This window comes from Dechloromonas sp. A34 (assembly GCF_026261605.1).
GTDB lineage: Bacteria > Pseudomonadota > Gammaproteobacteria > Burkholderiales > Rhodocyclaceae > Azonexus.
The window spans coordinates 2,703,054-2,725,549 of sequence record NZ_CP102486.1 but is presented as its reverse complement, the minus strand read 5'-3'; the positions used below and the strand labels follow the sequence as shown (position 1 = coordinate 2,725,549).

Annotated in this window: 24 protein-coding genes, 1 pseudogene and 1 riboswitch; of the genes and pseudogenes, 12 read left to right on the top strand and 13 right to left on the bottom strand. The window is 63.8% G+C overall.

Going from position 1 to position 22,496, the window contains the following annotated elements:
- Positions 1-3: 3 nt before the first annotated feature.
- The 5 genes from NQE15_RS13635 to NQE15_RS13615 are packed head-to-tail and all read right to left on the bottom strand — an operon-like array spanning position 4 to position 6,877.
- Entirely contained in the window at positions 4-1,182 is a 1,179-nt protein-coding gene (locus tag NQE15_RS13635) for a ribonucleotide-diphosphate reductase subunit beta (RefSeq protein ID WP_265942171.1), read from the bottom strand.
- A gap of 39 nt (positions 1,183-1,221) precedes the next feature.
- On the bottom strand, positions 1,222-1,884 hold the full coding sequence (locus NQE15_RS13630; RefSeq protein ID WP_265942169.1) for an anaerobic ribonucleoside-triphosphate reductase activating protein: 663 nt from the start codon (positions 1,882-1,884) through the stop codon (positions 1,222-1,224).
- Complete coding sequence (nrdD, locus tag NQE15_RS13625) at positions 1,877-2,050, bottom strand: anaerobic ribonucleoside-triphosphate reductase (protein WP_265942167.1); 174 nt, start codon at positions 2,048-2,050, stop codon at positions 1,877-1,879. Before nrdD ends, NQE15_RS13630 begins: the two co-directional genes overlap by 8 nt.
- A 29-nt stretch (positions 2,051-2,079) precedes the next feature.
- Positions 2,080-4,116, bottom strand: coding sequence for a ribonucleoside triphosphate reductase (locus NQE15_RS13620; protein ID WP_265942165.1), 2,037 nt, complete (start codon positions 4,114-4,116; stop codon positions 2,080-2,082).
- Between the two features lie 55 nt (positions 4,117-4,171).
- Positions 4,172-6,877: a ribonucleoside-diphosphate reductase subunit alpha gene (locus NQE15_RS13615; RefSeq protein WP_265942163.1), complete on the bottom strand. Its 2,706-nt coding sequence runs from the start codon at positions 6,875-6,877 to the stop codon at positions 4,172-4,174.
- Between the two features lie 171 nt (positions 6,878-7,048).
- Positions 7,049-7,247, bottom strand: a riboswitch (cobalamin riboswitch).
- 837 nt (positions 7,248-8,084) lie between these two features.
- On the opposite strand from NQE15_RS13615, the gene NQE15_RS13610 reads away from it, so the two are divergent.
- Positions 8,085-8,309, top strand: a complete 225-nt coding sequence (locus NQE15_RS13610) for a hypothetical protein (RefSeq protein WP_265942161.1) — start codon at positions 8,085-8,087, stop codon at positions 8,307-8,309.
- On the opposite strand, the gene NQE15_RS13605 is transcribed toward NQE15_RS13610, so the two are convergent.
- Positions 8,280-8,510, bottom strand: coding sequence for a hypothetical protein (locus NQE15_RS13605; protein WP_265942159.1), 231 nt, complete (start codon positions 8,508-8,510; stop codon positions 8,280-8,282). The genes NQE15_RS13610 and NQE15_RS13605 overlap by 30 nt on opposite strands.
- A 126-nt stretch (positions 8,511-8,636) precedes the next feature.
- On the opposite strand from NQE15_RS13605, the gene NQE15_RS13600 reads away from it, so the two are divergent.
- From NQE15_RS13600 to NQE15_RS13590, 3 genes are all read left to right on the top strand, one after another.
- A complete protein-coding gene (locus tag NQE15_RS13600; protein WP_265942157.1) occupies positions 8,637-9,152 on the top strand; it encodes a hypothetical protein in 516 nt (171 codons plus the stop codon).
- Between the two features lie 287 nt (positions 9,153-9,439).
- Entirely contained in the window at positions 9,440-9,682 is a 243-nt protein-coding gene (locus NQE15_RS13595; protein WP_150430412.1) for a hypothetical protein, read from the top strand.
- A 112-nt stretch (positions 9,683-9,794) separates the two neighbouring features.
- Positions 9,795-10,466, top strand: coding sequence for a hypothetical protein (locus NQE15_RS13590; protein WP_265942152.1), 672 nt, complete (start codon positions 9,795-9,797; stop codon positions 10,464-10,466).
- A gap of 81 nt (positions 10,467-10,547) precedes the next feature.
- Here the strand turns inward: NQE15_RS13590 and NQE15_RS13585 are convergent, their stop codons facing one another.
- Positions 10,548-10,763, bottom strand: a complete 216-nt coding sequence (locus tag NQE15_RS13585; protein ID WP_265942150.1) for a hypothetical protein — start codon at positions 10,761-10,763, stop codon at positions 10,548-10,550.
- A 530-nt stretch (positions 10,764-11,293) separates the two neighbouring features.
- On the opposite strand from NQE15_RS13585, the gene NQE15_RS13580 reads away from it, so the two are divergent.
- The 4 genes from NQE15_RS13580 (at position 11,294) to NQE15_RS13565 (ending at position 13,680) form a co-directional block, all read left to right on the top strand.
- Positions 11,294-11,977 (top strand): tyrosine-type recombinase/integrase, encoded by a 684-nt coding sequence (locus NQE15_RS13580; RefSeq protein WP_265942148.1) that lies wholly within the window; start codon positions 11,294-11,296, stop codon positions 11,975-11,977.
- On the top strand, positions 11,937-12,077 hold the full coding sequence (locus NQE15_RS13575; protein ID WP_323054892.1) for a hypothetical protein: 141 nt from the start codon (positions 11,937-11,939) through the stop codon (positions 12,075-12,077). The genes NQE15_RS13580 and NQE15_RS13575 overlap by 41 nt, the downstream gene beginning before the upstream one ends.
- 517 nt (positions 12,078-12,594) lie before the next feature.
- Positions 12,595-12,996, top strand: a complete 402-nt coding sequence (locus NQE15_RS13570) for a hypothetical protein (RefSeq protein ID WP_265942145.1) — start codon at positions 12,595-12,597, stop codon at positions 12,994-12,996.
- A 33-nt stretch (positions 12,997-13,029) separates the two neighbouring features.
- On the top strand, positions 13,030-13,680 hold the full coding sequence (locus NQE15_RS13565) for a hypothetical protein (RefSeq protein ID WP_265942142.1): 651 nt from the start codon (positions 13,030-13,032) through the stop codon (positions 13,678-13,680).
- Positions 13,681-13,691: 11 nt separating this feature from the next.
- On the opposite strand, the gene NQE15_RS13560 is transcribed toward NQE15_RS13565, so the two are convergent.
- A complete protein-coding gene (locus NQE15_RS13560; RefSeq protein WP_265942140.1) occupies positions 13,692-14,135 on the bottom strand; it encodes a DUF4158 domain-containing protein in 444 nt (147 codons plus the stop codon).
- A 547-nt stretch (positions 14,136-14,682) separates the two neighbouring features.
- On the opposite strand from NQE15_RS13560, the pseudogene radC reads away from it, so the two are divergent.
- From radC to NQE15_RS13545, 3 genes and pseudogenes are all read left to right on the top strand, one after another.
- Positions 14,683-15,155: pseudogene (radC, locus tag NQE15_RS13555) on the top strand (RadC family protein).
- A gap of 98 nt (positions 15,156-15,253) precedes the next feature.
- Positions 15,254-15,733: a hypothetical protein gene (locus NQE15_RS13550; protein ID WP_265942138.1), complete on the top strand. Its 480-nt coding sequence runs from the start codon at positions 15,254-15,256 to the stop codon at positions 15,731-15,733.
- A 43-nt stretch (positions 15,734-15,776) separates the two neighbouring features.
- A complete protein-coding gene (locus tag NQE15_RS13545; RefSeq protein WP_265942136.1) occupies positions 15,777-16,016 on the top strand; it encodes a hypothetical protein in 240 nt (79 codons plus the stop codon).
- A gap of 299 nt (positions 16,017-16,315) precedes the next feature.
- Here the strand turns inward: NQE15_RS13545 and NQE15_RS13540 are convergent, their stop codons facing one another.
- Complete coding sequence (locus NQE15_RS13540) at positions 16,316-16,771, bottom strand: hypothetical protein (RefSeq protein ID WP_265942134.1); 456 nt, start codon at positions 16,769-16,771, stop codon at positions 16,316-16,318.
- Positions 16,772-16,914: 143 nt separating this feature from the next.
- Between NQE15_RS13540 and NQE15_RS13535 the strand changes: the two genes are divergently transcribed.
- The gene (locus NQE15_RS13535; RefSeq protein ID WP_265942131.1) at positions 16,915-17,163 is read left to right on the top strand and encodes a helix-turn-helix domain-containing protein; all 249 of its coding nucleotides are present in this window, start codon (positions 16,915-16,917) and stop codon (positions 17,161-17,163) included.
- A 16-nt stretch (positions 17,164-17,179) separates the two neighbouring features.
- On the opposite strand, the gene NQE15_RS13530 is transcribed toward NQE15_RS13535, so the two are convergent.
- The 4 genes from NQE15_RS13530 to NQE15_RS13515 form a co-directional block, all read right to left on the bottom strand.
- Positions 17,180-19,741 (bottom strand): DNA repair protein, encoded by a 2,562-nt coding sequence (locus tag NQE15_RS13530; RefSeq protein WP_265942129.1) that lies wholly within the window; start codon positions 19,739-19,741, stop codon positions 17,180-17,182.
- Positions 19,742-19,828: 87 nt separating this feature from the next.
- The gene (locus NQE15_RS13525; RefSeq protein WP_265942127.1) at positions 19,829-21,139 is read right to left on the bottom strand and encodes a metallophosphoesterase family protein; all 1,311 of its coding nucleotides are present in this window, start codon (positions 21,137-21,139) and stop codon (positions 19,829-19,831) included.
- A complete protein-coding gene (locus tag NQE15_RS13520) occupies positions 21,136-21,891 on the bottom strand; it encodes a hypothetical protein (RefSeq protein WP_265942125.1) in 756 nt (251 codons plus the stop codon). Before NQE15_RS13520 ends, NQE15_RS13525 begins: the two co-directional genes overlap by 4 nt.
- Positions 21,888-22,490, bottom strand: a complete 603-nt coding sequence (locus NQE15_RS13515; RefSeq protein WP_265942123.1) for a hypothetical protein — start codon at positions 22,488-22,490, stop codon at positions 21,888-21,890. The genes NQE15_RS13520 and NQE15_RS13515 overlap by 4 nt, the downstream gene beginning before the upstream one ends.
- Between the last annotated feature and the right edge of the window lie 6 nt (positions 22,491-22,496).

Below are 22,496 nucleotides of genomic sequence, written 5' to 3'. Positions count from 1 at the left end.
GATTTAACCCCAAGCCAGCGCCCCGCCCGTCTGATACTCCGTCACCCGCGTTTCGAAGAAGTTCTTCTCCTTGCGCAGGTTGGCCTGTTCGTCGAGCCAGGGCAGGACGTTTTCAGCCCCCGGGAACGGCTCGGCGACCCCGACCTGGCGGGCCCGCCGGTTGGCGATGAAGCGGAACTGGGCGACGTGCAGTTCGGCGTTGTAGCCAAGAATCGGTTCGCGCAGGATGTAGCCGGCGTAGGCGGTTTCGGCCGCTTCGGCTTCGTCCCACAATTCGCGCAGGGCGGCCGGGTCGAGGCTCAGGTTTTCCTCGATCAGCAGTTCGCGGATGACGCGGATGCCGAAGGCGCAGTGCAGCACCTCGTCGCGCATGATGTATTGCAGCTGCTCGGCGGCGCCCTTCATCAGGCCGCGCCGTTGCAGCGCGAAGACGGGGGTGAAGCCGTTGTAGAACCAGCAGCCTTCGAAAATCACCGCGAAGAAGAAGTACGAAAGCGCGAATTCGTGCAGCTTGGCGCGGTCGGTGAGGTCGAAATCCGAGCGCGCCCCGCAGGAAGTACCCTTGGGGTGCAGCACCTTCTCCAGCCGGCGGTTGGCCAGGGCGATCTTGCCGTGGATTTCCGGCACGACGCGGTAGCGGTTGTAGATTTCCTGCTGGTCGATACCGAGGCTTTCGATGCAGTGCTGGTAGGACCAGGTATGCAGCGCTTCCTCGTAGACCTGGCGGGCCTGGTAGATCTGGATTTCCGGCGCGCTCATCTTTTCCATGACGGCCAGGCCGATGTTGCGCATGGCGAGGATGTCGGAAGTCGTCAGGTAGGCCAGCACGTTCTCGAAGACGTGGCGCTCGGCGGCAGAGAGCTTGTGGTGGTAGTCGTGCACGTCCTGCGCCATGCCGATTTCCAGCGGCGTCCAGTGGTTACGGTTGGCCTTCAGGAAGAACTCCCAGGCCCACGGGTATTTGAACGGGGCGAGCTGGTTGATGTCGGCCTTGCCGTTGACGATGCGCTTGTCGGCGGCGTTGATCGGAGCGAGAACCGGAGCGACCGGCGAAATGCCACGGTCGACTTCGGTTTTTGCCGGTTTTTCGGGGTCGCCCCTGGGGTCAGCCGCTGTTTCCATGGTCGTGGGTGTCGGCAGTTCCCAGTCATTGAACAAGGCGTGGGGGGATGGTGCATTCATTGTTATCGGGCTTTCTTTCAGTGAAATGGGTTAATCCGCTTATCTCGATTCGACCTGCGGCAGATAGGCCTCCGCTGCGTCGAGCAGAGCGTCGGGCAGTTGTGCCGGCTGCCCGACCCCGCGGCAAGACTGCAGAACGAGCCGCGAGATACCCCGAGCCGCCAACTGGCGTGCCAGCCGGGCAATCGCGTCGGCATCCAGCAGCCCGGTATCCACGGTGCAGCGTATTTCGTGGTCCGTCCCCGCAGTGAGCAGGACATCCAGCGCAGCCAGCGCCGTTTCGCCGCCGTCGGCGCCGGTGATGCGGCGGTAGTCCTCGAACGGCCCCTTGACGTCGAACCCAACCCAGTCGAGCGCCGGCAGTACGGCCGCCAGACGTTCCGGGTAGATGCCGGCCGTATGCATCGCGGTGGCGAAGCCGCGCGCCCGAACTTCGCCGAGAGCGGTGCAAAGGCCACGTTGCAGCAGCGGTTCGCCGCCGCTGAAAACGACGCCGTCGAGCAGGCCACGCCGGGTCTCCAGCCAGTCGAGCACTTCGTTCCACGGCCTTTCCCTGCCCTGCGGGGAATGCAGGTGCGGGTTATGGCAATAACCGCAGCGCCACGGGCAACCCTGGCAGAAAACCACGGCGGCCAGCCGGCCGGGGAAGTCGATGGTGGTGAAGGGCGTCAGCCCGCCCACCACCAGTTCGGCGTCACGCATGCGATGCCGGGCACGGCTCGACGAAGTGCCGGCGTTCGCCGTGCTCGCTCTGCTTGCCCGGGTTGAACTCGGAAACCGGCCGGTGGTAGCCCATGACGCGGGTCCACACCTCGCAGCGCTGGCGCTCGGCGTCGTTCAGGAGTGCTTGGGACTTCTTTTTAGACATGGTTTCTTCCTTTCGCAGTGGGGGGAATTTCAATGTGCCTGGCCGCGCCGGGCGAGGATTTCGTCATCGCACTTCGGGCAGAACTCGTGCTCGCCGGCCAGGTAGCCGTGTTTTGGGCAGATCGAGAAGGTCGGCGTGATCGTGATGTAGGGCAGCCGGAAGCGCGACAGCGCCGTGCGTACCAGTTGCCGGCTGGCCGCCGGGCTGGAAATGCGTTCGCGCATGTAGAGGTGCAGCACGGTGCCGCCGGTGTAGCGCGTCTGCAGTTCGTCCTGCCGGGTCAGCGCCTCGAACGGGTCGTCGGTGAAGCCGACGGGCAGTTGCGACGAATTGGTGTAGTACGGCTTGTCCGCCGTGCCGGCCTGCAGGATGGCGGGCCAGCGCTTCTTGTCCTCCTTGGCGAAACGGTAGGTCGTGCCTTCGGCTGGCGTCGCCTCCAGGTTGTAGAGATTGCCGGTGCTTTCCTGGTAGTCGCGCATCTTGTCGCGCAAGCGGTCGAGCAGGCGCAGCGCCAGCGCGTGGCCCTCGGGGCTGGCGATGTCGGCGGCGCCGGCGGTGAAATTGCGCACCATCTCGTTGATGCCGTTCACGCCGATGGTCGAGAAATGGTTACGCAAGGTGCCGAGGTAGCGCCGGGTGTAGGGAAAAAGACCGTCGTCCATCAGGCGTTGCACGACCTTGCGCTTGAGTTCCAGGCTGTCGCGGGCCATGTCGGCGAGGCGGTCGACGTGGGCCATCAGCGTCGCCTCATTGCCGGCGTGAAGATAGCCGAGGCGGGCGCAGTTGATGGTCACGACGCCGATCGAGCCGGTCTGCTCGGCCGAACCGAAGAGGCCGTTGCCGCGCTTGAGCAACTCGCGCAGGTCGAGCTGCAGGCGACAGCACATCGAACGGACATGGTTGGGCTTCATGTCCGAGTTGAGGAAATTCTGGAAGTAAGGCAGGCCGTACTTGGCGGTCATCGCGAACAGCCGTTCGGCGTTGTCCGACTCCCACGGGAAATCCTCGGTGATGTTGTAGGTCGGAATCGGGAAGGTAAAGGCCCTGCCCCGACGGTCGCCGGCACTCATGACCTCGATGTAGGCGCGGTTGATCAGGTCCATTTCGGCCTGCAGGTCACCGTAGGCGAAGGGCATCTCGACGCCGCCGATGACCGGCACCTGCTCGCGCAGATCCTCCGGGCAGACCCAGTCGAAGGTCAGGTTGGTGAATGGCGTCTGGGTTCCCCAGCGCGACGGCACGTTGAGGTTGTAGATGAATTCCTGCATGCCTTGGCGCACCGCTTCGTAGGAAAGTCCATCCTTCCTGACGAAAGGCGCCAGGTAGGTGTCGAAGGAGCTGAAAGCCTGGGCGCCGGCCCATTCGTTCTGCAGGGTGCCGAGGAAATTGACCATCTGGCCCAGCGCGCTGGAGAAGTGTTTCGGCGGATCGGCTTCCGGCTTGCCGGGCACGCCGTTGAAGCCCTCGAACAACACCTGGCGCAGCGACCAGCCGGCGCAGTAGCCGGACAGCATGTCGAGGTCGTGGATGTGGAGGTCGGCGTCGCGATGCGCCTGGCCGATCTCCGGCGGGTAGACGTGCGACAGCCAGTAATTGGCGATGACCTTGCCGGAGACATTGAGGATCAGGCCGCCCAGCGAATAACCCTGGTTGGCGTTGGCCCGCACGCGCCAGTCGGCACGGTCGACGTATTCGTCGATGGCGGTGGCGACATCGACCAGCGTCTTGCGGTCCGCGCGCAGGCGGCGGTGCTGGTCGCGGTAGGCGACGTAGGCGCGGAAGGTGGCGAGGTGGTTGGCGTCGACCAGGGTCTTCTCGACGACGTCCTGCACCTGTTCGATACCCGGCGCCGAGTGGCCGTAGCGATGGCGGAGGAACTTCAGTACGCGGGCGGTCAGCAGTTGCGCCTCGTCGGCATCGAATTCGCCGCTGGCCGCACCGGCACGGGCCAGGGCCGAGGCGATACGGTCGGCTTCGAAGGGCACATCGGAGCCGTCACGGCGCAGGATGCGACGCGGCAGCGACGGGGAAAGCATGGTCATCGCTTGCGGTTGGTTGACGTTCATTGGCAGGCCTCGCATTCCGGATTGTCGATGCTGCAAAATTTCGGTTCTTCCGACGTCACGGCATCGTCCCTGCCCCGGCTTTCTCCGCCTGGCTGGCGCCCAGCGTGCGCAAGTAGTAGGTCGTCTTCAGGCCGCGCAGCCAGGCCAGCTTGTAGATTTCGTCGAGCTTCTTGCCGGAGGGCAGCGCCAGGTAGAGGTTCAGCGACTGCGCCTGGTCGATCCATTTCTGGCGACGGGCGGCCGCTTCGATCAGCCACACCGGGTCGATCTCGAAGGCGGTGGCGTAGCGCGCCTTCAGTTCGTCCGGCACGCGCTCGATGCGGGCCAGCGAGCCGTCGAAGTACTTGAGGTCGGCGACCATCACTTCGTCCCACAAATTCAGCGCCTTGAGGTCGCGGACCAGCGCTGCGTTGACCACGGTGAATTCGCCGGACAGGTTGGATTTGACGTAGATGTTCTGGTAGCCCGGTTCGATGCTGGCCGAGACGCCGACGATGTTGGAGATGGTCGCCGTCGGCGCGATGGCGACGCAGTTGGAATTGCGCATGCCGTGGCGGGCGATGCGCTCCTTCAGTCCGGCCCAGTCGAGGCTGGAGTCGCGGTTGAGTTCGACGTGGCCGCCCCGCCCTGCTTCGAGCAGCCGAATCGAATCGAGCGGCAGAATGCCCCGATCCCACAGGCTGCCGGTGTAGCTGGAATAACGGCCACGCTCGCGGGCCAGTTCGCTCGATGCCGAATAGGCGTGGTAGCAGACGGCTTCCATGGTCTTGTCGGCGAACTCGACGGCCGCGGTCGACGCGTAAGGCAGGCCGATTTCGTAGAGGCAATCGGCGAAGCCCATGATGCCCAGGCCGACCGGGCGATGGCGCAGATTGGCGTTGCGCGCCTTGGGCGTCGCGTAGAAGTTGATGTCGACGACGTTGTCGAGCATGCGCAAGGCCGTCTGCACGGTGCGCGCCAGCTTGGCCTGATCGAGCTGGCCGTCCTTCAAATGGGCCAGCAGATTGACCGAGCCGAGATTGCAGACGGCGGTTTCCTCGTCCGAGGTGTTCAGCGTGATCTCGGTGCACAGGTTGCTTGAGTGCACGACGCCGACGTGCTGCTGCGGCGAGCGCAGGTTGCAGGCGTCCTTGAAGGTGATCCACGGATGGCCGGTCTCGAACAGCATGGTCAGCATCTTGCGCCAGAGCTGCACGGCGGGAAGCGTCTTGTGCAGCTTCAGTTGGCCGCTGGCCGCCTGCGCTTCGTAGCCGACATAAGCCGCCTCGAACTCGGCGCCGAACTTGTCGTGCAGATCGGGCACATCGACCGGCGAGAACAGCGTCCATTCGCCGTTGGCGATGACCCGCTTCATGAACAGGTCGGGAATCCAGTTGGCGGTGTTCATGTCGTGCGTGCGCCGGCGCTCGTCGCCGGTGTTCTTCCGCAGGTCGAGGAATTCCTCGATGTCGAGGTGCCAGGTTTCGAGATAGGCGCACACGGCGCCCTTGCGCTTGCCGCCCTGGTTGACGGCGACCGCCGTGTCGTTGACCACTTTCAGGAAGGGAATGACGCCCTGGCTCTGGCCGTTGGTGCCCTTGATCCGGCTGCCCAGCGAGCGCACCGGCGTCCAGTCGTTGCCCAGGCCGCCGGCGTATTTCTGCAACAGGGCGTTTTCCTTGATAGCCTGGTAGATGCCTTCCAGATCGTCGGCCACGGTGGTCAGGTAGCACGACGACAGTTGCGAATGCAGCGTGCCACTGTTGAACAGGGTCGGCGTCGAGCACATGAAATCGAAGCTGGAAATCAGGTCGTAGAACTCGATGGCGCGGGCTTCGCGGTCGATTTCGTTCAAGGCCAGGCCCATCGCGACGCGCATGAAGAAGATTTGCGGCAGCTCGATGCGGCGCCCGGCTATGTGCAGAAAATAGCGGTCGTACAGCGTCTGCAGGCCGAGGTAGCCGAACTGCCGGTCGCGCTCCGGCTTCAGCGCGGCGGCCAGGCGCGGCAGGTCGAAGGTGGCGAGGCGCGGGTCGAGCAGTTCGGCGGCGATGCCCTGCGCGATGAATTTTGGCAAATATTCGCCGTTGACCGTAGCAATCTCGTCCAGCCCCAGCGGGCGGCCGAGCACCTCATGCCCCAGGCTGGCCAGCAACAGCCGGGCGGTGACCTGGTTGTAGGCCGGCTCGCGCTCGATCAGCGTGCGCGCGGCGAGGATCAGCGCCTGCTGCACGTCGGCCAGCGGCACGCCGTCGTAGAGATTCTTCAGCGCCTGATCGAGAATGGTCCGCGTCGAAACCACCTCGCCCAGCCCGGCACAGGCGGCCTCGCAGGTCTGCAGCAGCATCCCGGCATCGAGCGGCCGGCGCTCGCCATCCACCGTCACATGCAGCGCCGGCGCGCCCTGCGCCACCGCCAGCGTGGCGCGTTCCGCCGCCCGGCGCTCGCGGTAAAGCACGTAGGCCCGGGCCACGTCGTGCTCGCCGGAGCGCATCAGGGCCAGTTCGACCTGGTCCTGGATGTCCTCGATTTGCACCGTGCCGCCATCGGGCAGGCGACGGGTCAGCGAACGGACCACGGCATCGGTCAGCCGGGCAACGACTTCGCGAACCCGCGACGATACGGCGCTCTGGCTACCCTCGACGGCGAGGAAAGCCTTGGTCAGCGCAACGGCGATCTTGTCGGCGTGGAAGGGAACGACGGCGCCGTTGCGGCGGATGACCTGCAGGGCAGCCACGGCATACTCGCTGCTGGCGGAAAGGGCGTGAATATTCGATTGCAAGGCGATTCTCCGTATCGGGGGGCGGAGAATCGACGTTGCGCCAGGCCGGAATTCGACGCGACCAGCCGCGACGCCAGCGGGTAGCAACCCGTGGTCGAATCGGCCAGACGAACGAACGGCAAGAAAGACACGCAATAAACCTCTCGTCAGGGACACCCCGCCCCAAAACCATGAAAGAAAGTTCGTTGCGGCAGGTCTCCTGGCTCTCGGTTCAGCGCGCTTCACCTACCTTCCCGGACGCATCCAGTGGCATGTGTTGGCGAAGCGCTCGCCGATTACAGTTGCGGGGGCAGCCCCGGAATTCGAGTCAGACTCGGCACCGGATTCCCTTTTAATCCCTGGGTGGGGAACCATCAACGGCACCGAGTCTAGGCTTAACAGACGCGGGGTGTCAAGGAAGCGCATATACTATATACGGTGCTTCGGCGAATTTATACCACTACCTGTAGTGGTCGTGGCGCGCAACTCCATCAGCACCTCTCTGTTTTCCCGGTCGTTGCCACCGGTGGTTATGTGCCATCTGGATGGCACATAACTGCCTCGCCGTGGGTAGATTACCCGCGCAAAGCTCGCACCTCGCCAAGAAGCTTGGAATTCCCGACGCTTGCATGTGGCAAACAAAACCGCTGTCTTGAATCCCGGATAAGTCCAGCGCGATACTACAAGCGCTTTCTGTGGACATCGTGTCTGCACAGCCTTCATCGGCGACCCCGGTCGCCCTGAAGTCCAGCCTTGCTGGCGTCGCAGTCGTTACCTGCCTTTTGGATCCCCGACTTCGGTCGGGTCCGGCCATGTCTTTGGCCGAGTGTCCGGTTCAGCCGCCTGGCTGAACGCCGTATCCTGCCGCGCGACCTTCGGGGTCGATCGGCATCGAGCGAAGGCCCCATTCGCTAGAATTGTGGGCCTTCATCCTGCACGTGCCGCCTGGCACGTTGCCGAGCCGCTCTGCCGTCCACGGCGGAGCATCCCGAACGGGGAACCCCAAGTTCCCCGCCAGGGATGGGTGTTCCCTTTCATTCCTGAAGGAGAACACCATGTTCGCAATCCCTGCGACGAGAGAGTCGCGCCCGGTCGCCGTGCTGCTGGGTGGTTCCGGGTACGCCCGACGGTCCCAGCGTATGACTGTGCCGGCGTTGTTGAAGCCGCGGCCTACCGTCCCCGGACGGTCTGGCTGCGCTTCCGAGTACCGTGCGGCGGGGGCTTGACCATGCCGATCAGCCTCTACCGCCGGCGCATTGCCGCCACTGTGATCCAACTGGCCAAGGACGATCCGTCTCTGGTCAAGGAGGTGATCGCCCGCTTGCGAGAGTCGGGTGAGATCGAAGCCGACGATCTGGTCTACCTGGACCGGATCGCCGACCGCTGGCTGAGGATTGCCGAGGACAACGGCAGGCAAGCCGCATCAACGTATCCGCGTCAAGCGTGCGGGTAGCGTGATGCCCCTGGCCTTCGCCATTGCCGCAGCGATTCTGTCCAGCAGATCGGGACGTTCATCGTTCAGCGTATCGGCCCATCGGGTCAACGCCTGGTTGATGTCGTCCTGTGTTCGCGCCCCGTCGAAGTCGAGACCGAGTTTTCGGAAGTCCTCGATTTCGTCGGGCGTGAACCGTAGTGCATCGCCTGCACGCAGCATGGTGTGGGCACCTCTTGACCTGTGAGCGTTCAGCTTAGCAGCGCCGCAGGTCCGTGCAACCCCGGGGAGTCCACCACCTCCCCGACCAGGGACAGGTGTTCCCTCTATTCGTCTTTGGAGAACATCATGTCCCTTGAGAAACCCCGTCCTCGCCCCCGGCGCTCCGGTATCGAGTCCGAGGAAGAGCGTGCCTGGGTCGGCTTCTACCAGCGCGTCGGCCGTGATCCGGCCATCGCGACCGAAGTCATGGCCCAGCTCGAGTCCGATCCCGAAATGAAGCGTACCCATCTGGCGTTGTACCTGTGCTGCAAGGAATCCCTGCGTCGGCACAAGGCCCGCCAGGCGCGCAACAAGCGGATCGGCCAGTTCGTCCGCTGGCTGTGCCACGGCCTGTTCGTCCGGCCGCTGCACAGTCTGCAGAAGGGTCTGCGTCACGGCAGCGACATCGCCGTCGAATGCCTGCCCGAAGTGGTCAAGGAACCGGCCGTGGCCCAAGTGCGCCGCCTGGCTCGGGAAACCGAGTTCACGACGGCACACACGGCCTTCGAGCAACAGGCGGCCCAGCCTGCGACCAATCCGCTAGCAGTATCCACCGAAGCCCAGGCCTCGCCCAGCGCAAAAACAACGCGCTCGGCCACCTGACCCGAGAAGCGCCGGGCCATCACCGGCCCGGCCTGTGATGTGGCCGGCACCAGCCGTCGCATCCGGATCGCCGAACGCCCACGCCCGCTGCTCACCCAGCGGCGCGTGCGGTGCTCGCCCCGATCCCCGCACACCCCATCGAGTGCCCGTGAACGCCGGCAAGGCGACTTCACAGGGCGCCCCCATCCGCCCGCTACGCCATCTGCGCCCGTCGGGCCAAACCCCGCCCGCCGATCTGCCCCCGGCATGCCGGCCCATCTTTTTCTAGCAATGAAAGGAAGCCTTTGATGATCACCATTACCGCCATCCTGAACGCTATCGAAGCGCACGCTGAGCGCGCCATCGTCCCAGAGCTTCGCCTCATCAAGAAGGAGGTTGAGAAACTGCGCCCGTCCCTCTACCCGGATGACCAGGAGCACGCCGACGCCCTGCTGCTGAAGCTGGACCGCCTGCTGTCCGACCAGGTCGTAGTCGCCACCGAGGCTGGCGCCTTGGCGCAAGGATTCCAGGCAGTGGCGCAGGCGGCCTGAGCCGCAGCGACACCACCGGCCAGCTGACATTCGGCCTGCCGGAGATCCAACAACCCCGTGGGGCTCACGCCCGACGGGGTGGGGTTCCACGACATTTCGAAAGGAACCCGAGATGAACAAAGTGAGTATCAATGCGGCACAGCAGCGTTACGTGATCAATTGCGGCGAGGGCTATACCTGCCTCGGTTTCGCCAACGCCCGGGATCACGCCAACCAGATCGCCAGCAAGCTGGGCCGTGCCGACCTGGCGTTCACGGACGAGGACTACGCGACCCTCGCCGGCTACGATAAGTACCTGAAAGCCATCCAGGCCTGGAGCCAGTCGCCCCTGACGCGCACGACCTACTTCGATCCCGGCACGGATGCCAAGGCCACCAGGGTCCTGGAATCCTGCCGCACCCGCGAACGGAAGGTCCGCCTGATCCTGGGCGAGACGAGCACCGGCGAACCCTGGCTGGAAGAGCACGACGTCGTCGGCCGGATCGGCCGCTCGACGGGGAGTTTGAAGGTCCCCTTGCTGATCGAGTCCGGCGAGCATGGCGGCTGCGCCATTCTGTGCGCTTGCCTCCTTGCCATCGTGGATTGGGAATCGGCCGACTTCCTGTATCGCCATGCCGCCTACCGCGAAGCCGACTTGAGCATCAAGCCTTCGGGCGACGCCGACCGGTCCTGGGACGTTCTGCGGCGCGAAGAAGTCGTCGCCAGTTTCCGGGACATCGGCAAGGCCGGCGCCTACCTCGCCTTCATGCGCGGCGCGACGATCGAGCCGCGTGTCTTCCAGTGACTTCGAGGGCACTACCCAATGGAGCAATGCCTCCCCGGCAGAAACGCTGGGGAGGCGGTCGCCCGCAGAAAACCAACCGTGCTACGCCGCCAGGCGGCACTGGGCGTATTCGCGGTCGATGAGCCAATGCAGGAACTGGGTGTCCTTGGAGACGCCCCAGTAGTGCGCCTTGCATCGGGCGATGTAGGCGTCCAGGTCGTCGAGCGTGCGGATGTTCACCGGCTCGATGTCGGTGATCTTCCGGAAGCGCTCGACCTCCCGGCGTGTGAGTCGAATGTGCGAACCGAGGCGGATCATCGTCGTTCTACGTGAAGGGTTGAGCCTTTATCTTGATCAAATTTTTAAGACTTGTCGCGGGTTTTACGGCGATCACGCAAAAAATTTATGCAGTGCTAATAGACTGGCATCCAGGTCACACTGGCGTGCAAGTAGGCCCTTTTGACCAAGCTGGCGGCAGCTTTGCGCCGCAGAAAGCGATCGGCACGCCCTCATGGGGTACAGCCGGGATAAAGCAAAAACCCCCCCATGGACGTGCGTAACAAATTGAGTTGACGAGGTAATTTATTTACTCTCGGGGGCTTTCCGGCTCCTTCCCGGCTTTCTTTCAGCGTTCCCAGTAGGCTCCGTGGCACGAAGACGCTGCAGCTCTTCGGCAAGAGCGGTTGTCCTCCCTAACTCATGAGGGTTTTCTGGTGTATCAGCGCTTCCTGGCGGACCCGCAGCCGGCCAGCCGATGGGTGTTCCGGGCGGGGCGCAAGCCCTCGCGCCAAAATCCCGCGTGGCGTCCCTTTGCCGGCCCCTTGGCAACTACCAGCCAGCGCCAAGCCATGGTCATCCTCAATGCCATGTTCTCGTGGCTGGTGAACGCCGGTTACCTGGCCGGCAACCCGCTATCGCTATCCCGGCAGCGTAGCCGACGAGCCAAGCCGCGCGTGACCCGCTTCCTCGATGACGATCTCTGGCAGGCGGTCAAGGCGACAATCGCCGCCCCGCCGCGGGAGACCGACCGGGAACGGGAGCACTATGGCCGGGCGCGCTGGGTTTTTTCCCTGCCGTACGGGTGCGGACTGCGCATCTCCGAGATGGCAGACAATACGATGGGCGGCTTTTTCTGCCGCAAGGATGCCCGATGCGAAGATCGATGGTGGCTGGAAGTCGTCGGCAAGGGCGACAAGATCCGGATCATCCCCGTTACCAACGAGCTGTTGGCGGAATTGATCCATTATCGCCGGGGGTACGGATTGGCGCCGCTGCCCCTGCCCGGCGACACCATGCCGCTCGTCTTGACCATCGCCGGGAAACCGAAGCCGCTCACGCGCTCAGCGCTGCACGGCATCATCAAGCGGGTGTTCGGGCGGCCGAACGGCTGGCCCTGCGGGGCGAGGATATGGCGCACCAGGTCGAGCACTTGCGCCGCGCCTCGGCACACTGGCTGCGGCACACTGGCTGCGGCACACGGCAGGCTCCCGCATGGCAGATGCCCAGATGGACCTCCGCCATGTGCGGGATAACCTCGGGCACGAATCCCTTTCTACCACGTCGATCTACCTCCATTCCAGAGACGATGTCAGACACCAGGAAACCGAAGAGAAGCATCGACTGGATTGGTAATAGGCCTTTCCCGTTTTCTGTCTCATGGTTTTGGTCTTATTTTGATGGGTTGCCGCCACCTCTGGTACACTCGTCATCGTGAGAAAAGTATTCGTGATCTTCCTGGTGCTGATCCTGCCTTTCCAGCTCGCATGGGCCGGAGGGGGCGTTTATTGCCAGCACGAGGAAGGACAGGCCACCCGGCATTTCGGACATCACGAGCACAAGCACACGGCCCACGGCGATCAGGGCAAGAGCGATCCGGGCAAGCTCAACGCGAGTGCCGACAACGATTGCAGTTCACATCTGAATGGCGGGCAATGTTTCCTGAGCGCGCCCATCACGGCGGTACTCCCCAGGGGGCGGCCCTGTTCGACCTTCCCCCGCCCACTTATATTTCCCATATCCCCGACGGGCCTGAGCGCCCGAACATAGCTCTCGCTGCCTAAGCCCGGCGAGATACCCCCTTATTTTCTGCTGCTGATTTAGCCAGCTTCCCGGTCTCGCCGGATTTTTCCTGTCCAACAAGGAGAATTCGATGCGAGAACTGCGTTTGTCGTCTTCAAGGCGGCTGGGGATGACGGCCATCACTTTCAGCCCAATGGCCTGGCCGACGTTGGTTGAGCCGGCGACCCCAATTACCCTGGCCGCTACCCAGGCGGTGGCCGCCGTCAGCCCCATTGTACTCGCCGCCCTGGCCTTCGCCGGCCGCGCCTTCCTCACCGACGTGAACGAGGGCACCCTGACCATTAGCACCGCCACCTGGCCGGGGACCGGCGTGAAGGAATCCGACCGCGTAGGGCAGATGGTGGAGCAGATTCTCCTCTCCCACCCCGAGCTGGTGTCCACCCTCTACCTGCGCTTCAAGGCCATCGGCCGCGAAATCAATAGCCAACAGATCTTACGCCGGCGCACCACCGATGTAGTAGTCGAAGGCTGAGATGCAAACCACGAAAGGAAACATCATGAAACATTGCCTAATGACCGCCTTACTTGCCGCGGGCCTTTCCGGCTGCGCCACTGCTCCCGACTTGCCCCCGACTTCGTCCTCAATCCCCAAAGCCCCGAGGGGCTGGCCGTCGTATCGCTGACCGTGTCGGGCAAGCCGCTGGACAAGGTGTCCAGCCTAGAATTCCGGGTCAGGCCGCTCGCTCCTCACGGCGAGCAGGTGACGGAAGCGACCCCGCGCTTCAGATCGGCCAGGGAACATACAGAGTGGATGCAAAGCGAGCGTGGGCGCCGGGACGCCGACTGGGGCGTGGGGGTCAAGGTGCCGGGCGCTGCCGTGCCGCTCGACGTGATCGACCACGGGACGCCCATTGGACGCTTGACAACCATGCGCCTCCCAGCCGGACAGTATGAGTTCTACGCCTGGAGGCTGAGGGAGCCCGATCCGAAGGGGGGCGCCGAGGACAGCCGGAAGGATACTTTCAGCTATCCCTTCGTGGTGAAGGCCGCTCAGGCGACGTACATCGGCCGGCTCAACCTGCACCTGATCGACCGGGATAGCGAGAAGCTCACGGTGGAAAACCGGCGTGAGCAAGATTTCGCTGTGCTCAGGAAAAAGCTTCCGTCCGTCGGCGCTGGGCAGATCGCGGTCGACATCGGACGTATTCAGCCTTGAATTTCAGCCTGTCACCAGGAATGCGGCGCCCAACAGGAGGGGCGGCACCGCCGAGGCCACCGCCACCGCTGGTGTGTAGCCAGGGCATTGATGATGTCGGCCCGCTGGTCGAGGATTTCAGCGGCATTCTTGGCAAATTCCTCGGCCACCTTGAACGCGGCCTTGCCATAGAAGGCGGTGACGCCGAGGGAACTCCGAACCGCGGCCATGTGCCGGTGCAGGGTGTTCTTTCCGGAGTAGTCGACCTGGATTCGGGGACTGTAGCCCAGGGTTTCCCGGATGTGGCTGACGACCTCTGCGGGGATTTCAGCGAGGCCGAGGCGATGGCGGGCAGTCGGCGTCTTGGTTCGAAGCCACTCGATCTCGTCCTCGGAGACCGAGAACGTTGCTTTGAGGTCCGCCGGGCTGTCGGAGCGGACGAACCGCGGATAGGCGGTACGTTCGACAGACGCCATGAAGCCTCCCTGGAAGCTTGACGGCATAAGCATAACCCGAAGTTGCGGGCCTCCAGTTCCGGCGCCGCGATCAGGGCATCCGTGATGTGTTCGGAGACAAACCCCAATACGTCAATGCGTTACACAAGTCCGCGGTGAAATTTTGGCTTCATCCCGGCACATCCCCCTCATCACCAACGCCATTCGCAAGCCCGTCGAATTCCGGCCGCTTGAACGTTGCGTCCTCCGCATCCCCTTGAATCCACCCTACTGATGTTGGAAACTGACTGGGCATACCTGCATTCCATCGTGGAATGTAGTCCGGCCCCGAGCCGGCGTCGCAGTCGATACCTGCCTCATTCATCGTGCCGACCCAGGTCCGCACATTCATCCCAAGCGGGGACCTCGTCCCCTTTGGGATCGGCGTTCCCGCTTTTCTTGTTACATCGAGGAGAACGCCATGAATCTTTCTGCCTTGTCCCGCGCCGATCTGATCCGCGAATTACTCTCACCCCTGGTTTGCGCCTCGGGTACCAACCCATTGCACGTCAGCGAAGCCGTGGCGCAAATGGGCATGCTCGGCACCACCGATACCGTTCTCGCCCATCGCTTGGGCATTGCCCGCGAACTGCTGCTGCGCGATCTGCGTGAGCAGATGCGCAGCGGCCCGCTGATGAACTCGCCGCAAGTCCTGCGCGATTGGCTGCGGCTGTATTGCGCTGGGCTCGAGCACGAGGTGTTCCTGGCGCTCTACCTGGACGCCCAGCATCGCCTGATCGAAGTCGAGGAGTTGTTCCGGGGGACATTGACCCAGACTTCCGTCTATCCTCGGGAACTGGTCAAGGGGGCGCTCGCCCGTAACGCCGCCGCGCTGGCCGTTGCGCACAACCATCCCTCGGGGAAGCCGCGCCCTCGCGGGCCGATGAACTGCTGACACAGAACCTGAAGCATGCGCTGAGCCTGGTGGATGTGCGGGTGATCGACCATTTCGTCGTCGCTGGCGACACGGTGGTGTCGTTTGCCGAATGTGGACTGGTGTAACGCCATGCGCCGCCGGCCAACCGCGTGGCGTCCGATGCTCAAAGGCATGCCTGCCTCATCGGGTCGGGCTGCCTTTTCTGTCGCGTGAGGAAATCATCATGTCGACGAGAATCCCGCCCCAATGTCCTGTCTGCGCGGGCGACGGCGTGCCGCTGGGTACGCTGGGCCGCCTGCGCTGGTTCCGTTATCGCGACTGCGGCATGAACTTCAGTCGTCAGACTGGCGCCCCAAGACCAAGTCGACGTCTCATCAAGATGAAGAAGAACCGCATGGAAAAACCGGCTGTGGCAAGCTTGCAAGCGCAGGCTGAACCCCTGGCTTCGTTATCGATCTCGCATCTGAGTTCAAGCACCCGCCTGAAACTGGCCGATGACGAGTTGTCGGTCAACGCCTACCCGACCGACTGCGGCGGCTTCATCTATGTCGGGGCACCACGCTACCGGATTCCGGCGGAAGCCGACTTGGCGGCGATCTTCGAGGTTGCCGAGCAGGCCGGCATCGTCTGGCTGAAGTTCGATAGCGAGGCGGCCGTGATCGACCTCCTACCGGTTTACGACCAGTCCGCGCCCGGCGCATAAGGTGGTTGTAAACAGACCGAAATTAGATTAACGCGCCGCCGTGATGGAAGACATGATCACGGCGGCGCCCGGCATCCCAGATGCATATGAATACTCGGACAGTGCGACTCAATGGCGATATCTCGCCAATTCACCAAGCAAGATCGTCACCCCTTGTAACAAACCGGCGGTCGATCAGGGGGCAACGAGATCATCGCACCACCCCAGCCAGAGAGTCTTCCAGGTAGGCCGTGATGATGACGCGCCGGAAGTCGAAACTGTGCGCATCCTCTTCTTCCGTTAATGCCCGATCGAATCCTTCGGGATCAAAATTCCGACACACCTCCAGATAACAACGGAAGTTCGGGTCAGTCTTATAGGATTCCCACACTGATTGGTCACAGGCTGACATGATTTCGCCTTTAAAGAAAGGGATTGAAATACCTAATCGCGGCGACTGGCCACCGAGGATCTCTCTGGAATTTCCGGCGCAGCGTCGTGGTCGAAGCCCGCCTAGTACGTCCATCCTCGTCGACGATCATCACCTTTTCCCGGTCAACGTTTGGATACCATCCTGACCCAGCGGCCCTGGGCTCATTCACTTCATTTTGGCAACACACCGGATTTCTCCGGCGTTATCTCCGCCAGCCATTGATCCAGTACCGCGTCATAGTTCCTCCGATGGTTGTCGAGGGAAGTACCAAAGAGTCGTTGAAACCGGAACACCAATTCCTTTAGCGCGTGCTTCTGGAGATTCAACACGATCGCCAGGAGTTCGGACGACAGTTCGGCGTGATCCTCCTTGTGCCGATCGATATGGTTTCGCAACAGCGGATCTGCCGTAAATGACCTCATCAATTCTTCTTCATGGTAGAAGCGCTCGGTGAGGAAGATCAGCGCATCGCTAAGGATTTTGTCGAACGCAGCCGAATCGGTTGCCGGACAGGTCGCGAAACCACACCCCCTGTCCAATCCCTGCTTCTCGAGCAAAGCCTTGGCACGCCTCAGGAGTCGATCGAGCTCCTTGAATTGGAGTTTTGGTTCACCGATAACAGCCAATCGATCAGTCCTTTAATCAGCAGGCAACAGTTCGGCTTCAGGTAGAGATGCAACATCGGAAGCGGCTGCCATCAATAAGCACATGGAATTTTTGTAGATTATAATCCGTGGATTAAAGGTCTCGCCACCCCCAAGCTGGGGGCGTGGACGATAAAGATTTCAACAAGCTGTGCCTTCAGTTGGCAGGGCAAATCAAGGCTGCCCGACAACAGGCCAAACTCTCCCAGGAGTCACTTGCGCTCGCTGCGGAAGTTGACCGGACCTACGTGTCGCAATTGGAGCGGGGGATCGCGAATCCCTCCTTGTTGATTCTCTATCGACTCGCCAAGACGCTGGGTCTTGAGTTGAAAATATCCTTCATCTCGGAGCCCGAGGGTGGCTCGCCCTCGTAAGGCACAACTAACAACTTTAGTGGTTACCGTTGTCCGTATTTTCAAGGGGCGCGCCAAGGGCTGGAGCATTCCTGTCGAGAGCCCCCCTTGCCGAGGAACATCTGCCACAAGGCATGGGACCCGCCGCGCAGACCTCCAGATCAATCACCGCATCCGCCATAGCAGTCAGTTCCGGCGTCTGCGACACAAAGAACTCCCTCTGGTAGCCGCCCAGGCGCAGCACCTCCCGCTTCATCGCCATGAACATGCGCTTGCGCTCGGGGTCCAGAGGACCATCGGCCTCGTCCGAGAACAGCGCACCGTAGCGCCGCCCCGTGTGCTGGGCGAGGTACAGCGCCACCGCCCGGATCAGGCACTCGTTGATCCAGACCCGTTCGCCACCGCTCATCAGACTGACGCTCTTGCTCTCGCCCGACTCGCCGTCGTGCACCAGGATGTCGAATCCTTCCTTCTGCTCGCCCTTGCCGGTCTCCACCAGCGTCTGGAGGGAGACGGTGAAACGAGGGCCGTAGCAGGCCAGCAGGAGATCATTCGCCAGGCCCGCCAAGGCCGGACCGGCATCGTCGATGGCCAGCGCAATCAGGCCGTCGTTGCTCATGCACTTGGCGAACAGGTTCCAGTTGGCCAACTCGGTTTCGACCTTAGCGATGCGGTTGGTGACTCGGGCTTGGCGACCGGCCAGGGCGGTTGCCTGCTGCACGAGAGCGCCCAGGGCTTCGGCGTCCCGCACCGCGGCCAGGTGATCCTGCTCGGCGGAAGTGACCGACTGCGCCGCCTGGTCCATTGCGTTCCGCGCATCGATCAGGCGCTGCTCGTCGTAAGGGGTCGGCAAGGCCGCCAGCGCCTGCTTGAGCCGATCCAGGGTGGCACGGTAGTGCGTGGCCTGCTGCTCGTGCTGGGTGGCTATGGTCTGCCGTGCTGCATTGATCTGTCGGCGCTCGGCCGCCTCCTCGGGCGTCTCCACCTGCTGCTGACCGGCAGCGGCATCCGCTCCCTGTGCGGCCGGCAGTTCTGTCAATTCCTGCTCGAGCCCGGCCAGTGTGCTCCGCGCCCGCACCATTTCGCCTGCCTGGGCCGCCAGCAGCGCAAACCGCGAGGCCCGCGCCCGGGCCAGCTCGGCCAGGTGCTCGGCCCTGGCCAATGCCTGAGGCGCACCCGCGAGTTCCTCATGCTGCCTGCACAAGGCGTCCAGTTCCTGCTGTGTCGCCGTCTTCTCGGCCCCCAGCCGCCGGATCGTCCCCTGGGCGCTGGGCATCAGGGCCTTGGCATCTCGCGCATCGCCCAGGAGCTGGCATTGCCCCTGCAGGTCGGTGCCGGCACACGGCACCTCGCCAGTGAGACCGAAGCGCCGCATCAGTTCCTCAGCCTTGAGCGCCGCTTGACCGGCCTCGCGTTCGATTCCGGACAACTTCTGCTGGACCATACCCTTCGCCGCTTGGCACTGCGTCAGGCGTTGGACCTGTTGGCGCCATGCCCCGACCTGCGCCGAACGCAGCGACAATACCCGCTCGGCCATGGGCAGACGGCACTCGGCATGCCGCACGGCTTGCACACCCGCCAACACCGCGAGGCATTGTCGACGCCGGTTGTGCAACGCTTGCCGGCGGTTGCACTCCTGGGCGAGGCGCTGTGCAATACGCTGATCCAGCCGTTCCAGCCGCTGAACCTCGCCCCGGTCTTGGGATTTCAACATGTCGATGGCCTGGGTGCCGGCCTGGATCACGGCCTGGCATTCGCCCTGAAGTTGCCCCCGGCGTGCCTCCACACCTCGCGACTGCTCGCGTTCGGCCATCAGTTGCGCGTGCCGGGTTCGCGCCGACTCTTGCGCGGCTTGGGCCGCTTGGCGCCCCGCAAGGCACTGCGCGACGCGGGCTGGCGCGCCGTCGAGCCGGCGCTGCTCGGCCTCGATACGCTGCGCTTCCGCATCCAGTCCCGCCTGTTCCTGCCGGATCGCCGCCAGGCCCGCCTTGAGCAGGCGGGCCGTTTCGCTCGCCTTCTGGCCCAGCACCCGGATTTCTTCCTGTCCGAGCAAGTCAGCCAGCAAGGTCTTGATCTCGGCATTACGGTAGGTGCTCAGTTGCCGCTTGCCCTGGGCCGAGAACACCGAGGTGAAGAAGGTATCGGCGCTGCCGCAGATGGCTTCGACGCAGCGCGTATAGGTGTCCACCTTGCCATCGGACACAGTGCCATCGTCCAGCACCACAGCCTTCCATGCGCCGTCGTCCGCGAGCCGAAGCAGGAAGGCTTCGGTCCTGCGCCGGCCGTTCACGCGGATCACCACCTGCGAGCGATAACGGTGACCGTCGTGGGCCCAGATCAGGTCTTTCTCGTTCTCAGGTAGACTGACGTGGTCGTAGTAGGAGAACCCACCCGGCCCCGCCGCGCCGGCACGTGAGGGCATCGTGAGGTACGGGTGCATGTTGTCCATCACGGTGCTCTTGCCGCGCCCGTTGGCGCCGGCGATGGCGACCAGTTCGGCGCCATCGGCCAGTCGCTCGAAGTCGAGGGTGAGGACATCGCGTCCCAGGCCATCGCGAATGCCGCGAAAGCCCTTGAGAGTGAGTGAAAGCGGTTGCATGGTGGTACTCCAGCGGGATGACCAGGTCAGTCTCCCGCACGAAAAAGGGTGTGCAAGTCCGTCCCCAAGGGACCGGCCCCGGCCAGGTCAAAACAGCAGCGCGGGCTCAAGATCGGCCCTCGGGGGCGACAGGGTGACAGCGGTGTCGATGCATTCCCCGCCATCAGGGACTTCCTGCCCACGCAGCACAAGCTCGGCGATGGCATCCGGTTCCTGGCTCGACAGCGACTGGAGGCACTCGAGCAAGGGCTCCGCCCGCACCTCGGTCACCCGCGCCCAGACGCGCACTTTGTCCGCCAGATTCGCCAGGTGCGAAATCCCCGCCGCCCGCGTGCGCACCACGGGCACGATGCGTCCCTCCAGCTTGGTTTCCGCCGCCCCGTCCAGTAGCCGCTCGATCGCCGCGCGGTCGACCTGGTGGCGGTCTTCATCAGCGACGGTCCAGCGCACGCGCACGAACGCGCCGGCGATGTCCTGCTGGGTGACGGCTGTGCGCAGGGCGTCGAGATCGGGTTTGCCTTCGAACACGATATCGACGGTCCGACGCGCGGGCGTGGGCTCCAGAGTGAAGCGCGCCTGGTCGGCGTCGACCTCCCACAACAAGAACCCCTTTTCCCCTTCCTCACCGTAGTGAAAACGACCGATCGAGCCGGGATAGGCGATGCATTGCCGCCCTACCCTGATTTCCTGTTCCCATGCCTGATGCCGGTGGATGTGCCCGAGCATGAAGGCCTGCGTCTCGGCGCTGAACAGGGCACCGGTAGTGAACTCATGATCGAAGCCGGCCATCGGCACGCCATGTTCGCTCACGCAGCCGAACACCGTACCGTGCGACACGCCGATTGTCGGCACGCCCTGCCGACGGGCCGCGCGATGGGTCGGTGCGTAGCCGCGCAACAAGAGGGCCAGATGCTCCCCCACGGCCTGGGCCGCTTCGGCCGCACCGACCGTTGCGGCCACCACCGCCTTGTTCACCGTGGGGATGCAGGAAAACAGGGCACGAGCACCGGCCGGCACCCCATCGAAGCACCAACTCGTTGAAGAAAGCCACTCGCCGTGGGCCGTGAGCGCAACTTGCGCGATGCGATCAGCGACATGCACCGGATGCCGTCCACCCAGCAGCCGGAAGATTGCCAGGGTGCCAGGGGGTTCGTGCGAGAACGTCCCCTGCAGCATCAGCACCGGGCAATGGTCGGCCAGTCGCCGCACCTGGGCGACCAGCCGTTCGGCGGCCGGGGCGTGCAAGTCGAGGCCATGGTCGGTGGCGTCGCCCGAGATAACCGCCGCCTCGGCACCCAACGCGATGGCCCGGTCGAGGGCGGCGCCGAAGCAACGGTCGGCTTCCGCCAGGTTCTTGGTGCCGTAGTGCAGGTCGGAGAAGTGCGCGATGCGGATCATGCCGTCCTCCCCCGAGAAGCCAGTTGCATCTCGCTCTCGATCTTGTCGAGATAGCCCTGCGGATCGTTGCCGTAGCGTTCCAGTTCATTCCAGGCCCGGGCCCGGCCGTGCGGGTTGATCTTCCAGCCCCGTCCCCAGCGCCGGTCGGCGTAGGCCTGGTACCGTTCCGGCGCGATCCCGTAGGCCTGCGCGCGCGCCATCAGTTGCTCGAAGCTGGGACGGCCGTCGCGCAACGGCGGCTCCTCGACGGTCGCCTCGTTGGTCGCCGCCACAGCCTGGATGTCGGCCGCCTCCAGCCGCAGCGGTTCGGCGCTCACCGCAGCCGAGCTCCCCTGAAGCACCTGCGTCGCCAGTTGCGCCTGCACCAGGGCCGTCTCGGTGTCGTCGTTGTCGCGCAGCAACGCCGTCACATCTACCGGCGCCTCCAGATCGATGATCCACTGCGGCACGCGCACCGCCCTCCCCTGCTCGTCGATGTGGGCCACCTCCATCAGTTTTTTCGTGAGGTAGAAAGGCGTGCGTTGCCGGTCGAGGAAACCCGAGATACGTCCGCCGCGCAGGAAGGCCACGGTCTCGAACTTCTGGATCGCGGCGTTCATCGCATAGAAGCTGTTGGTATGCAGTTCGAAGGCGCTGATCGACCGGATGCCGGGGATGAAGAACAGGAAGCGGCCGGTGAGGTTGCACTGGCGCTGCTGATACTCGCAGCAGGCCTCGGGTTCGCAAAGGCCGCCGTTGTCTTCGCGGATCATGGTCTTGCGCCCCCGAAGAGGCGAATGGTGCGCCGGCCCGTCTCGTCGACCGGCACCGGGGCATGGCACATGCAGTGGCGCACCCGGCCATCGGCCGAGTATTGCGACCAGTAGTGCTTTTCGTGCGCACCCCAGGCCGCCAACTCGTGCGGCATCACGGTCTGCCAGTAGTCGGAGGGGAACACTACCGGGAACCGGTACAGGCGCCGGCCTTCGCCCCGGTCCTCGCCATAGGCTTCCAGAATATCCCGGGCGATATCGTGATTGGGAAAGTCCTGGGCCCGCACGGTGAACCACGGGACGTTGCGTGGCACCAGCGGCGTCTTGAGGTTAGGCAAGGCTTCGGCGATGGCACGCTCGATCTGTTCGAAGGACTGGCCCGCGGCCACGCCCTGGTCGTAGATCGCCTTGGCACGGGGCTCTCCGGCGGCCTTCTTGGTGAGCACCTTGATGCCGGCGCGGATCTTGCCGCCGGTAGGAATGCGGGCGGGGCCTTGCCCCAGCAGGGTCGGCGCAGCGGTTACGCCGCCCTGCACGGCGACAACGGGATGGGCGTTGGGGTGGGCCATGATGGCGCTTCTCCATGAACATCGGGACATTCCGAC